The organism is Actinomadura sp. NPDC047616 (genome assembly GCF_040642915.1).
In the GTDB taxonomy this organism is placed as follows: domain Bacteria; phylum Actinomycetota; class Actinomycetes; order Streptosporangiales; family Streptosporangiaceae; genus Spirillospora; species Spirillospora miaoliensis.
In genome coordinates, this window is record NZ_JBEYTB010000007.1 from 70,697 (window position 1) to 82,850 (window position 12,154).

A 12,154-nucleotide genomic window follows, 5' to 3' on the forward strand; every position below is an offset into this window, starting at 1 on the left:
GTGCATCCCGTCGTCATCCTGCTGCTGCTCGCCGTGTGGGTCGGGGCGATGTGGCTGGGCTTCGTCATCGTGTTCCCCGTCCTGTTCCCGGCTTCGCTGGTCGCCGCCGGGGGCGCCGCGCTCGGCCTGTACTACCTGCACGCGTGCCAGGCCCTGGCGACCTCCAGCGTCACCGGTCCGTCCCCGGTGACCGAACCGAAAGTGGCGTACCGGCACTATCTGCTGGTGCAGGTGTGGCGTGACTGGTGGGCCATAGCCCGCACGGTCGTCCCCCGCATCTGGGTGATGGCCCGGTACGTCGTCATGTGGCTCACCCGGATGCTTCTGGGCGGGCCCTGGGGGTACTTCACCTTCCCCGTATGGCTGGCCCTGTGCGCGGGCATCGTGGCCGCCGCCCTGCCCGCCGCCGCCCTGGGCGTCGCCTTCTCCGTGCTGTACGCGGTGGTGGCCGCCGTGGGCCTGACGGGGTGGCTGGTGTGCGTGCTGGTGCTGGCGGCGGTGGAACGCGGGTTCATGGTGTACGGGCGCATCCTGCAGACCTGCCCCCACCCGTTCTGCTACGAGAAGATCGCGCTGCCGGTGTACGAGTGCCCCGGCTGCGGGGTGAGGCACCCCCGGCTGGCCCCGGGGCGCGCGGGAGCGTTCCGGCACGTGTGCCGGTGCGGGGCACGGCTGCCGACGACCGTGCCCTTGGGCCGGTTCCGCCTGGCCGCGTACTGCCCCCACTGCGGCGGACGGCTGCCCGAGCGGATCGGACGCGTCCGCGTCGAACCCCTCCCGTTCGTGGGCGGACCCGCGGCGGGCAAGACCACGTTCATGTTCCTGGGGATCCGTGCCCTGCACGCCCAGGCGCGTGCGGTGAGGGGACGGCTGGCGTTCGTGGAGCGGCGCCACGCCGAGGCCTACGCGGGGGCCATCCGGGAGTTCGGGCGCGGCGGCCGTCCCGCCAAGACCGGCCCCGAGCTGCCCCTGGCGACCATGGTGGACGTCGACCTGCCCGGGCGGGCGCGCCGCATCCTGTACCTGTTCGACCCGGCGGGCGAGCACTACACCGGCGCCACCGAGGTGGAGTCGCTGCGCTACCTCGACCACGGCGAGGCGCTGCTGTTCGTGGTCGACCCGTTCGCGCTGCCGCTGGTGCGCCGGTCGCTGACCACCGAGGAACGGCGGCGGGTGGACGCCTCCGCCGCCTCGTCGGAGGAGGATCCCGCCGACACCCTGCAACGCGTGCTGAACGAGCTGCGGTCGCGTCCCGACCGGGGCCGCCAGAAGCGCGTCGCCGTCGTCGTCACCAAGATCGACCTGCTGGAGCGCACCGAGATCGGCCGGGACGCCGGCGGGCCGGAGGAGGCGGTGCGGCGCTGGCTGGAGGGCGTGGGCCTCGGCAACATCGTCCGCGCGCTCGACCAGGTGGCCGGAGAGGTCCGCTACTTCGGCTCGGGCCTGGAGACCCCGCCCGCCGAGGTGGCCGAGCTGCTCGGCTGGGTGTCGGGGCTGCCGGCCGGCGGGGAGCCGCCGCACGCGGCCGCCGGCGCCGCCGGTCAGGAGGTGCCGGGCACGGCCCCGCTGCGCGCCCCCTGGCCGGTGCGGGGCCGCGACAGCGCCCGCGTCCCCGTCGGCTACCAGGTGGGGCGGTGGGCGCTGCTGACGGGCCTGTCGGTGCTGACCGTCGCCACCCTCGCCGGCGCGGTCGTGGCGGCGGCCCTGCGCCTGCCCCACCTGCCCTACTGACCCCGTGTCACCGCCCCGGCGGCCGAGGGTGTGACGAAACCCACTGTCTGACGCGGCAGATAACGCTTCGTCATCCTGTTACGGCTCCACAGAAGATCCCACCGGAGCCGACCAGAAGGGGACCCATGACGACCGTCGTGTCCGGCAACGCCCTCGTCCTCGACGAGGCGGCGCAGGACCTGCTGTTCCGCCAGGCCCGCACCGCCAACTCCTTCACCGACGAGCCGGTGACCGAGGAGCAGATGCGTGCGATCTACGAGCTGGTCAAATGGGGTCCCACCGCCATGAACGGGCAGCCGATGCGGCTGCTGCTGATCCGCTCCCCCGAGGCCAGGGCGCGGCTGCTGCCGCACATGGCCGAGGGCAACCGGGCCAAGACCGCCGCCGCCCCGCTCACCGCGATCGTCACCGCCGACGGCGACTTCCACGAGCACCTGCCGACCGTCTTCCCGCACAAGCCGGGTGCCCGCGACGCCATGGCCGCCAACCCCCGGCGCCCGGCCGTGGCCCGGTTCAACGCCGGCCTGCAGCTCGGCTACCTGATCGTCGGCATCCGCGCGGCCGGGCTGGCCGCCGGGCCCATGACCGGGTTCGACGCCGAGGGCATCGAGCGGGAGTTCCTGGCGGGCACCGGGCAGCAGGTGATCGCCGTGGTGAACATCGGCAGGCCCGCGCCGGACGCCTACTTCCCCCGCCACCCGCGCCTGGCGTTCGACCAGGTCGTCTCCACCCTGTGAACCGGTCGCGAAGCGAGGCCCCATGACACGAGCAGAACCGCGCCCCGCCGCCGAGGCGGGACGCACCGGCACGGGACGCCGGCGCGACCTGCCCGCCGGACGGCTCCGGACGATCGTCATCCTCGGCGCGCTGACCGCCGTTGCGCCGCTGTCGATCGACATGTACCTGCCGGCGCTGCCGCGGCTGGCCGACGACCTGTCGACCGGCACGTCCACCGCGCAGCTCACCCTGACCTCCTGCGTGGTCGGGCTCGCCCTCGGCCAGGCCGTCGCGGGCCCGCTCAGCGACGCGTGGGGGCGCCGCCGCCCCCTGATGATCGGGCTGGCCGCGTACGCGGTGGCGTCCCTGCTGTGCGTGGCCGCGCCGAGCGTGCAGACGCTGATCGCGCTGCGGCTGGTGCAGGGCATGGCGGGCGCGGCGGGCATCGTCATCGCCCGCGCGATCGTGCGCGACCGCTACGACGGGGTCGCGGCGGCGCGGTTCTTCTCGACGCTCATGCTCGTCAACGGGCTGGCGCCGATCCTGGCGCCGGTGCTGGGCGGGCAGCTGCTGCGGGTGACGCCCTGGCCCGGCGTGTTCGCCGTGCTGGCGGGCATCGGCGTCGCGCTGCTGCTGGCGGCGCTGGCGGGGCTGGAGGAGACGCTGCCGCCGGAGCGCCGCGCGACCGGCGGCGTGCGCGCCACGCTCGGCACGTTCCGCTCGCTGCTGGCCGACCGGGCGTTCGTCGGGTACGCGGCGGCCCTGGGCCTGTCGTTCGCGGCGATGTTCACCTACATCTCCGGGTCGCCGTTCGTGCTGCAGGACGTGTACGGCCTGTCGCCGCAGGCGTTCAGCGCGGTGTTCGGCGTGAACGCGCTCGGGATCGTGGCGGCCGGGCAGGTCAGCGGGCGGCTGGCGGGGCGGGTGCCGCTGCGGCGTCTGCTGGGCGTCGGCCTGGCGATCGAGACGGCCGGCGCCGTGGCCCTGGTGGCGGCCGTGCTCGCCGGGGCGGGGCTGGCGGCCGTGCTGCCCGCGTTGTTCCTGGTGGTCGCGGCGCAGGGCCTGGTCATGCCGAACGCCACGGCGCTGGCGCTGTCGGGCCGTCCGCCCGGGGTGGCGGGCAGCGCGTCGGCGCTGATCGGCGTGGGGCAGTTCGCCCTCGGCGGGGCCGCCGCGCCGCTGGCCGGGATCGCGGGGCCGGACACCGCCGTGCCGATGACGGTGACGATCGGGGCCGTCGCGCTGGCCGCCGTGGCCGCCGCGGTCATCGCCCGCCCGAGGATTGCCTCGCCGAATTGACGGGCCGTACGGTCGGTAGGGTGATCGTCCGTATCGGCTTCGCGCCGCCTCTCGGCTCGGCCCCCTCGCCCGACGCCCTGGCCGCGCTCGTGCACGGCCTGGAACGCGAGGGCTTCGACTCGCTGTGGGTCAGCGAGCGCGCCACCGGCCCGGCCGGGGACCCGCTGGTCACCCTCACCTACGCCGCCGCGCTCACCTCCCGGATCAAGCTCGGCACCGCCGTGCTGGCGCTGCCCGGACGGCCGCCCGCGCTGCTGGCCAAGGAGCTGGCCACCCTCGACCGCCTGTCGGACGGGCGGCTGCTGCCCGCCGTGGGCCTCGGCATCCGCCACCCGGGCGAGCAGCAGGCGTTCGGCGTGCGCCGCGAGGAGCGCGCCGCGATCCTGGAGGAGGTGCTGCCGCTGCTGCGCCGCTTCTGGGCCGAGGACGAGGTCACCCACGACGGCCCCCGCTACCACTACGACCGGCTGCGGATCGAGCCCAAGCCCGCCGCGGGCGGCTTCGACGTGTGGATGGGCGGCGCGGCCGACGCCGAACTGCGCCGCACCGGGCGCCTGGCGGACGGCTGGCTGGCCTCGTTCGTCACGCCCCCCGACGCCGAACGCGGCCGCAAGACCGTCCAGCGGGCCGCGGCGGAGGCGGGACGGGAGATCGAGGAGGAGCACTTCGGCGCGGTCGTCCCGTACCGGCGCGGCCCGCTGTCGCCCGCGGCGGAGGAGCGGTTCGCCCGGGTGCGCGCCATCCGCGGCCCGGCCCCGCTCGGCTCCGTCATCCCCACGCTGGAGGAGGCCGAGGCCCATCTCGGGCGGCTGGTCGGCGCCGGCCTGTCGAAGTTCGTGCTCGTCCCCCTGGACGCGCCGGACGACTGGGACGCCGAGCTCGCCGACGTCCGCGACGCCGTGCTGCACCTACAGGACCGACCCGGTATGTGACCAGGAGGAGCCCATGCCAGCAGTCGAGACCGTGCGCGGTCCGGTGGACGTCGCCGACCTCGGCCGCACGCTGATGCACGAGCACGTGTTCGTCGTGTCCGCCGAGCACATGGCCAACTACGGCGCAGGGGCCTGGTGGGACGAGGAGGAGCGCGTCGCCGACGCGGTGGCCCGGCTGCGCGAGCTGCGCGACCTGGGCGTCACCACGATCGCCGACCCCACCGTGTGGGGCATCGGCCGCTACGTTCCGCGCATCCAGCGGATCGCCGAGCAGGTGCCGGGCCTCAACATCATCGTCGCCACGGGCCTCTACACCTACAACGACGTGCCGTTCCCCTACCTGCACCGCGCCCCGGGCGCGCTGCTGGACGGGCCCGACCCGATGGTCGCCGACTTCGTGCGCGACCTGACCGAGGGCATCGCCGACACCGGCGTCAAGGCCGCCTTCCTCAAGTGCGCGGTGGACGCCCCCGGCCTCACCCAGGGCGTGGAGCGCGTGCTGCGGGCCGTGGCCGCCGCGCACCGCGAGACCGGCGCCCCGATCACCGTCCACACCCACAGCCCGAGCGAGGCGGGGCGGCCCGTCCTGGAGATCCTCGGTGCGGAGGGCGTGGACCTGACCAAGGTCGTCGTCGGGCACGCCGGGGACAGCAACGACCTGGACTACCTGGCCGCCCTGGCCGACACCGGCGCCATCCTGGGCATGGACCGCTTCGGGCTGGACCTGCTCAACCCCACCGCCGACCGGGTCGCCACGATCGCCGCGCTGTGCGAGCGCGGCTACGCCGACCGCATGGTCCTCAGCCACGACGCCAGCTGCTACATCGACTGGTTCGGCCCCGACCCCGAAAGCCTGCGCGAGCTGGCGCCCAACTGGCACTACCGGCACATCAGCGACGACGTGCTGCCCGCGCTGCGCGCGGCCGGGGTCACCGACGCCCAGATCGACCAGATGCTCGTCGCCAACCCGCGCCGCTACTTCTCCGCCCGCTGACCGGCCGGCCGGTAGCGGCGCAGGGATCCGCCCCTCACCCGCGCGCCGCTCACCACTCCACCCGCAGGCCCGTCAGGCCGCGGCCGACCAGGCTGCGGCGGTAGGCGACCCGCTGGGGCGGCTGGCGCAGGCCGGGCAGCCGGGTGGTGAGCCGCTCGAACGCGATCTTCATCTTGAGGCGGCTGAGCGCGGCGCCGACGCAGTGGTGCACGCCGTACCCGAACACCATGTGGTCGCGGGCGTTGGCCCGGCGCATGTCGAAGCGTTCGGGGTCGGGGAAGACGGTCTCGTCGTGCCCGGCGGAGTCGGCGTGCAGCAGCACCTGGGCGCCCGCCGGGATCGTCACGCCGTGCAGGGTGACGTCGGTGGTCGTGGTGCGGAAGCTGCCGAGGCTGGCGCCGTCGACGCGCAGCGTCTCCTCGACCATGCCGGGGATCAGCGACGGGTCGGCGAGCAGCGCCTCCCAGTCGCGGCGGTCGCGCAGCAGCCGGTAGACGGCGTTGGACAGCCCGTTGGGCACGGTGTCGTTGCCGCCGAGCAGCAGCGCGCTGATCGTCTCCACGACCTCCCGGTGCGAAAGGTCGTGCGGGACGAGTTCGGCCATCAGCGACACGAAGTCGTCGCGCGGTTCGGCGCGGCGCTCGGTGACCAGGCGGTCGATGTAGTCGAGGTACTTGAGGAAGTCCTGGGCCAGCTCGCGCTGCCGGTCGGGCGGCTGGGGCGACAGGAACAGCTGGAACCACGACAGCACCCACCGCTTGACCCGCTGCTCGTCCTCGGGCGGGACGCCGATGAACACCGCGGCCAGCCGGGCGGACGGCGGATGGGCCAGGTCGGCGACGAAGTCGGCGCGGCCCGCGGGCAGCACCGCGTCGATGGCCGCGTCGACCTTGGTGCGGAAGTCGTCGCCGAGCCGTTCGACGGCGCGGGGCGTGAACGCGCGGGAGATCGCCCGGCGGATGGCGGTGTGCCGGGGCGGGTCGAGGTTGGCGGCGAAGTTGTCCAGGAAGGACCGGTGCTCCCCCAGCGTCTCCTTGACCTCGTCGGTGAGGGTGCGGGAGAGGGTGAGCGATCCGACGCTGGAGAAGCGCGTGTGGTCGCGGTAGGCGGCGCGCACGTCGTCGTAGCGGGTGAGCACCCACATCTTCAGGTGGTCGCTCCAGAACACCGGCTGCTCGTGCCGCAGCCGCCGCAGGAACGGGTAGGGGTCGGCGACGTGCCAGTCGGCGGTGACGTCGAAGTCCGTGGCGGTGTGCGCGGGATTCGGCGCGGGGGTGCGGCCGGGGGCGGGCGCGGGGGTGGTCACGGACGGCCTCCGGTGAGGATGTCGCGGGGGTTGACGACGAGCATCTGGTGGATCTGGGCGTCGGTGACGCCCCGGTCGCGCAGCGCGGGCAGCACGTCGCGGGAGATGTGCAGCAGGTGGTAGTTCGGGTGGCGGCGCCGGACGACGTCCCAGTCGAAGCGGTCGTTGAAGCAGTACGAGTCGTGCGACAGCACCATCCGGCCGGCGTGGCCGCGTTCGCACAGGGCGGCGACGGTGGCGACGCGGTCCTCGAAGGAGGTGAACTCGATGCCGAAGCGGTCCATGCCCAGGTACGAGCCGGCCGCGAGGAGTTCCTCCAGGTAGTCCAGGTCGGTGGAGTCGCCCGCGTGGCCGATCACGACGCGGGACAGGTCGACGCCCTCCTCGGCGAGGAGTTTCTGCTGGTCCAGGCCGTTGCGGGTGGACGACTCGCTGTGCGTGGTGATCGGCACGCCGGTCTCGCGGTGGGCTGCGGCGACGGCGCGGATGACCCGTTCCACGCCGGGCGTGAGGCCCTGCCGCCCGGTGGCGCACTTGAGCATGCCCGCCTTGACGCCGGTGCGGCCGATGCCCTCGGTGATGTCGCGGACGAAGAACTCGGCGAGCCGGTCGGGGCCGCCGAACAGCGTGCCCGGGCCGCGGTTGCCGAAGTAGGCGGGCAGCGCGTCGTAGGTGTAGAGGCCGGTGGCCGCGACGATGTTGACCTCGGTCTGCTCGGCGACCCGCCGCACCGCCGGGACGTACCGGCCGAGACCGATCACGGTGAGGTCGACGATCGTGTCGATCCCGGCGGCCTTGAGCTCGTTCAGCCTGGCGGCGGCCTCGCGGGCGCGGGCCTCGAGGTCCCAGCCCTCGGGGATGTCGGGCCAGTTCCACAGGATCTCGGGACTCAGCCCGAAGATGTGCTCGTGCATCAGCGTGGCGCCGGGGTCGGCGACCGGACCGCGAACCGTCTCGATCATGCCGTGGGCACCACCGGGAACCGGGGGTGGTCGAACGGCTCGTTCACCTTCAGGCCGAGGTCGTCGGTCTGCCCGTACGGGGCGCCGGTGTAGAGGGCGGCGGCGTCGAAGTAGGTGGCGGTGAACGACAGGCGGGGGCGGTCGCGCCGGTTCTCCGGGGCGCCGTGGATCACCAGGGCGCTGTGCACGGTGGCGTCGCCGGCCGCCAGGTCGAGCGGTTCGGACAGTTCGAGCGTCTCCAGCCAGGGGTGGTTGCTGAGGGCGTCGTCGCCGTCGCGGACGAAGCTGCGGCCGAGGGAGCCGTACCGGTGCGAGCCGTTGTAGAAGCGCAGCGCCCCCATGTCGGCGGGCACGTCGTCCAGGGCGAGCCAGACGGTGAGCATGGCCGAGCGGTCCATCGGCATCCACGGGAAGTCCTGGTGGAAGACGGTGGCGCCGTGGCCGTCGCCGCCGGCGGGTTCCTTGACCAGCAGGTTGGTGACCTGCAGCCGTACCGCGTCGACCCCGGTGAGCAGGCGGATCACGTTGCGCCCCAGGCGGGGCGACAGCGCCAGCGCGGCGAACGCCTCGTCGTGGCGGGCGATGTCGCGGTCCTGGCCGAACGCGCGGTCGACGTAGCCGTTGCGGAAGCGCCCGCGCCGTCCGGCCAGCCGGTCGAGCGCGCGTTCTCGCAGGCCGGCGACGAACCCCGGCTCGACCAGGCCGGGCAGCGGGGCCCAGCCGTGCTCGCGGAAGCGGGCCACCTCCTCGTCGGTCACCTCGCGCACCGGTGCGCGCAACGCCGCAACGCCCATGGGCATCGCCCCTCACCAACGGAGCCGGGTCTTGTGCAGGACGGTAGCGCCGCCGATGCTACTGAGCAAGCGCTTGGTAACATCTGGAGGCCGCCGATGCCCCGTCCGTCCCGTGGTCCGCGCCCCTTCCGGTTCGCCGCCGTGCTGCGCCTGGCCGACTCCGGCCGGGCCTGGGCGGACAAGGCCCGGCGCCTGGAGGATCTCGGCTTCGGCGCGCTGCTCGTCCCCGACCATCTCGTCGGCCCGCGCCTGGCCCCGGTGGCGGCGATGACGGCGGCCGCCTGCGCCACGACCCGGCTGCGGGTCGGCACGCTGGTGTTCGCCAACGACTTCCGGCATCCGGCCGTGCTGGCCAAGGAGGCCGCCACCGTCGACCTGCTGTCGGACGGGCGGCTGGAATTCGGGCTGGGCACCGGCTGGATGGCCCGCGACTACGCCGGCGCCGGGCTGCGGCTGGACCCGCCGGGGATGCGCGTCGACCGGCTGGCCGAGGCGATCGCCGTGCTGAAGGGGCTGTGGCGCGGCGGCCCGTTCACGTTCGCGGGCGAGCACTACCGCGTCGACGGGCTGGAGCAGGAGCCGCGGCCCGTCCAGCGCCCCGGGCCGCGCCTGATGCTGGGCGGCGGCGGGCCGCGCATGCTGCGCCTGGCCGCGCGCGAGGCCGACATCGTCAACCTCACCCTGCGGGTGCGGCCGGACGGCTCCGGCCCCGACACCGCCGACGGCGGCCCGGACGCGTTCCGCCGCAAGGTCGACGTCCTGCGGGAGGCGGCCGGCGAGCGCTTCCCGGCCATCGAGCTCGGCACCTCCGTGCTGCGGGTGCGGCCGGACGCCGCGGCCGCCTCCTGGAGCGCCGCCGCCCCGGACGCGCAGGCCGGCACCCCGCAGGTCCTCACCGGCGACGTCGCCGCCGACCGCGACCGGCTGCTGCGCTGGCACGAGGAGTGCGGCCTGTCGTACTACGTGCTGCACGACGAGCGCGACCTGGACGCGTTCGCCCCGGTCGTCGCCGCCCTCGCCGGAACCTGATCTTCCATTCGCCGGATCCCCGCGCGCCCGGCGCCCGCCGGGCATGCGACAGTGGGGGGACGTCAGGTGAGCTGGGAGGACGTGACGATGCCGCGTAAGGCGCCGGTGGACGACTTCGACGACTCGGGCCTGGAGGTCTCCGGGCCGAAGACGTGGGCGGCGGGCGTGCCCGGCGTGACCACGGCGCTGCGCCAGTCCTGGGAGCAGATGGGCGCGCGGCGCACCGCGCTGACCCTGCTGCGCGTCAACCAGAAGCAGGGGTTCGACTGCCCGGGCTGCGCCTGGCCCGAGGGCGACCACCGGCACGTGGCCGAGTTCTGCGAGAACGGCGCCAAGGCCGTCGCCGAGGAGGCCACCACCCGCCGCGTCACCCGCGAGTTCTTCGCCCGGCACACCGTCGCCGAACTGGGCGAGCGCACCGACCACTGGCTGGGGCAGCAGGGCCGCCTCACCGAGCCGATGCTCCGCCGCGCGGGCTCCGACCACTACGAGCCGGTGTCGTGGGACGAGGCGTTCGCCCTGCTCGCCCGCGAGCTGAACGCGCTGTCCTCCCCCGACGAGGCCGTCTTCTACACCTCCGGCCGCACCAGCAACGAGGCCGCGTTCGCCTACCAGCTGTTCGCCCGCGCGTTCGGCACGAACAACCTGCCCGACTGCAGCAACATGTGCCACGAGTCGTCCGGGTCCGCGCTGACCGAGACGATCGGCATCGGCAAGGGCTCGGTGCTCCTGGAGGACCTGTACCAGGCCGACCTGATCTTCGTGGTGGGGCAGAACCCCGGCACCAACCATCCGCGCATGCTGTCGGCCCTGGAGAAGGCCAAGAAGGCGGGCGCGCGGATCGTGGCCGTCAACCCGCTGCCGGAGGCGGGGCTGATGCGGTTCCGCAACCCGCAGCGGCCGTCCGGCGTCGCGGGGCGCGGCACGGCGCTGGCCGACCGGTTCCTGCAGATCCGGCTGAACGGCGACCTGGCCCTGTTCCAGGCGCTCAACCGCATGCTGCTGGAGTCGGACGCGCCGAACGCGGTCGACCGCGAGTTCATCGCCGCGCACACCACCGGGTTCGCCGAGTTCGAGAAGCACGTCAAGGCGCTGGACTGGGACGACGTGCTGGAGGCCACCGGCCTGACCCGCGCCGAGATCGCCGCGACGCTCGGGGACGTGCTGGCCGCCGACCGCATCGTGGTGTGCTGGGCGATGGGCCTCACCCAGCACCGCAACTCCGTCCCCACCATCCGCGAGGTCGTCAACTTCCTGCTGCTGCGCGGCAACATCGGCAGGCCCGGCGCGGGCGTGTGCCCGGTGCGGGGCCACTCCAACGTGCAGGGCGACCGGACGATGGGCATCTACGAGAAGCCCAAGCCCGAGTTCCTGGACGCGCTGGCCGCGGAGTTCTCCTTCGAGCCGCCGCGCCGGCACGGCCTGGACACCGTGGACGCCATCCGCGCCATGCGCGACGGCGGGGTCAAGGTGTTCTTCGGCATGGGCGGCAACTTCGTCCGCGCCACCCCCGACTCGGCGGTGACCGAGGCGGCGATGCGCAACTGCCGGCTGACCGCGCACGTGTCGACCAAGCTGAACCGCTCGCACGCCGTCACCGGGGAGCAGGCGCTGATCCTGCCGACGCTGGGCCGCACCGAACGGGATGTGCAGGCGTCCGGGCCGCAACTGGTGTCCGTGGAGGACTCGATGGGCATGGTGCACGCCTCGCGCGGGCGCCTGGCCCCCGCCTCGCCGCACCTGCTGTCGGAGGTCGCGATCGTGTGCCGCCTGGCCCGCGCCGTCCTCGGTGAGACGGGCATCGACTGGACGGCGATGGAACGCGACTACGACGTGATCCGCGACCACGTGTCGCGGGTGGTGCCGGGCTTCGAGGACTACAACGCCCGGGTCCGCCGGCCCGGTGGTTTCACGCTGCCGCACCCGCCGCGCGACGGCCGCCGCTTCCCCACCGCGTCCGGCCGCGCCGCGCTCACCGTGAACGAGCTGGAGGTGCTGCGCGTCCCCGACGGGCGGCTGCTGCTGCAGACCGTCCGCAGCCACGACCAGTACAACACGACCATCTACGGGCTGGACGACCGCTACCGCGGCATCAAGGCCGGACGCCGCGTCGTGTTCGTCAACCCCGCCGACCTGGAGGCGCTCGGCCTGGCCGACGGCGAGACCGTCGACCTGGTGTCGGAGTGGACCGACGGCGTGGAACGGCGCGCGCCCGCGTTCCGGATCGTGGCGTTCCCGACGGCGCGCGGCTGCGCGGCCGCCTACTTCCCCGAGACGAACGTGCTCGTCCCGCTCGACAGCACCGCCGAGGTGAGCAACACGCCCACGTCCAAGTCGATCGTCGTTCGCCTGGAGCGCCGAGAGGCCGTGGCCGCGGAGGGATAGGCTCG

General features: G+C 74.1%; 10 protein-coding genes. 7 read left to right on the plus strand and 3 right to left on the minus strand.

Translation table 11 applies throughout. The features are described 5' to 3' along the window. From ABZ801_RS18185 to ABZ801_RS18205, 5 genes are all read left to right on the plus strand, one after another. Nucleotides 1-1,731: a hypothetical protein gene (locus ABZ801_RS18185; RefSeq protein ID WP_360698991.1), complete on the plus strand. Its 1,731-nt coding sequence runs from the start codon at nucleotides 1-3 to the stop codon at nucleotides 1,729-1,731. Nucleotides 1,732-1,856: 125 nt separating this feature from the next. After that, nucleotides 1,857-2,468 (plus strand): malonic semialdehyde reductase, encoded by a 612-nt coding sequence (locus tag ABZ801_RS18190; RefSeq protein WP_344940949.1) that lies wholly within the window; start codon nucleotides 1,857-1,859, stop codon nucleotides 2,466-2,468. 22 nt (nucleotides 2,469-2,490) lie between these two features. After that, nucleotides 2,491-3,747 carry a multidrug effflux MFS transporter gene (locus ABZ801_RS18195; protein WP_360698994.1) on the plus strand — a complete coding sequence of 419 codons (1,257 nt, stop codon included), beginning with the start codon at nucleotides 2,491-2,493 and terminating at the stop codon, nucleotides 3,745-3,747. Between the two features lie 20 nt (nucleotides 3,748-3,767). Beyond that, nucleotides 3,768-4,679 (plus strand): LLM class flavin-dependent oxidoreductase, encoded by a 912-nt coding sequence (locus ABZ801_RS18200; protein ID WP_360698996.1) that lies wholly within the window; start codon nucleotides 3,768-3,770, stop codon nucleotides 4,677-4,679. Between the two features lie 13 nt (nucleotides 4,680-4,692). After that, a complete protein-coding gene (locus ABZ801_RS18205) occupies nucleotides 4,693-5,673 on the plus strand; it encodes a phosphotriesterase-related protein (RefSeq protein WP_360698998.1) in 981 nt (326 codons plus the stop codon). A 49-nt stretch (nucleotides 5,674-5,722) separates the two neighbouring features. Here the strand turns inward: ABZ801_RS18205 and ABZ801_RS18210 are convergent, their stop codons facing one another. The 3 genes from ABZ801_RS18210 to ABZ801_RS18220 are packed head-to-tail and all read right to left on the minus strand — an operon-like array spanning nucleotide 5,723 to nucleotide 8,741. After that, nucleotides 5,723-6,979 (minus strand): cytochrome P450, encoded by a 1,257-nt coding sequence (locus ABZ801_RS18210; protein ID WP_360699000.1) that lies wholly within the window; start codon nucleotides 6,977-6,979, stop codon nucleotides 5,723-5,725. After that, the gene (locus tag ABZ801_RS18215; RefSeq protein WP_344940966.1) at nucleotides 6,976-7,941 is read right to left on the minus strand and encodes a phosphotriesterase-related protein; all 966 of its coding nucleotides are present in this window, start codon (nucleotides 7,939-7,941) and stop codon (nucleotides 6,976-6,978) included. The genes ABZ801_RS18210 and ABZ801_RS18215 overlap by 4 nt, the downstream gene beginning before the upstream one ends. Next, entirely contained in the window at nucleotides 7,938-8,741 is an 804-nt protein-coding gene (locus tag ABZ801_RS18220; RefSeq protein ID WP_360699002.1) for a phytanoyl-CoA dioxygenase family protein, read from the minus strand. Before ABZ801_RS18220 ends, ABZ801_RS18215 begins: the two co-directional genes overlap by 4 nt. Before the next feature lie 90 nt (nucleotides 8,742-8,831). On the opposite strand from ABZ801_RS18220, the gene ABZ801_RS18225 reads away from it, so the two are divergent. Continuing rightward, complete coding sequence (locus ABZ801_RS18225; RefSeq protein ID WP_360699004.1) at nucleotides 8,832-9,764, plus strand: TIGR03621 family F420-dependent LLM class oxidoreductase; 933 nt, start codon at nucleotides 8,832-8,834, stop codon at nucleotides 9,762-9,764. An 87-nt stretch (nucleotides 9,765-9,851) separates the two neighbouring features. Then, nucleotides 9,852-12,149, plus strand: coding sequence for an FdhF/YdeP family oxidoreductase (locus tag ABZ801_RS18230; RefSeq protein WP_360699520.1), 2,298 nt, complete (start codon nucleotides 9,852-9,854; stop codon nucleotides 12,147-12,149). The last annotated feature ends 5 nt before the right edge of the window (nucleotides 12,150-12,154 follow it).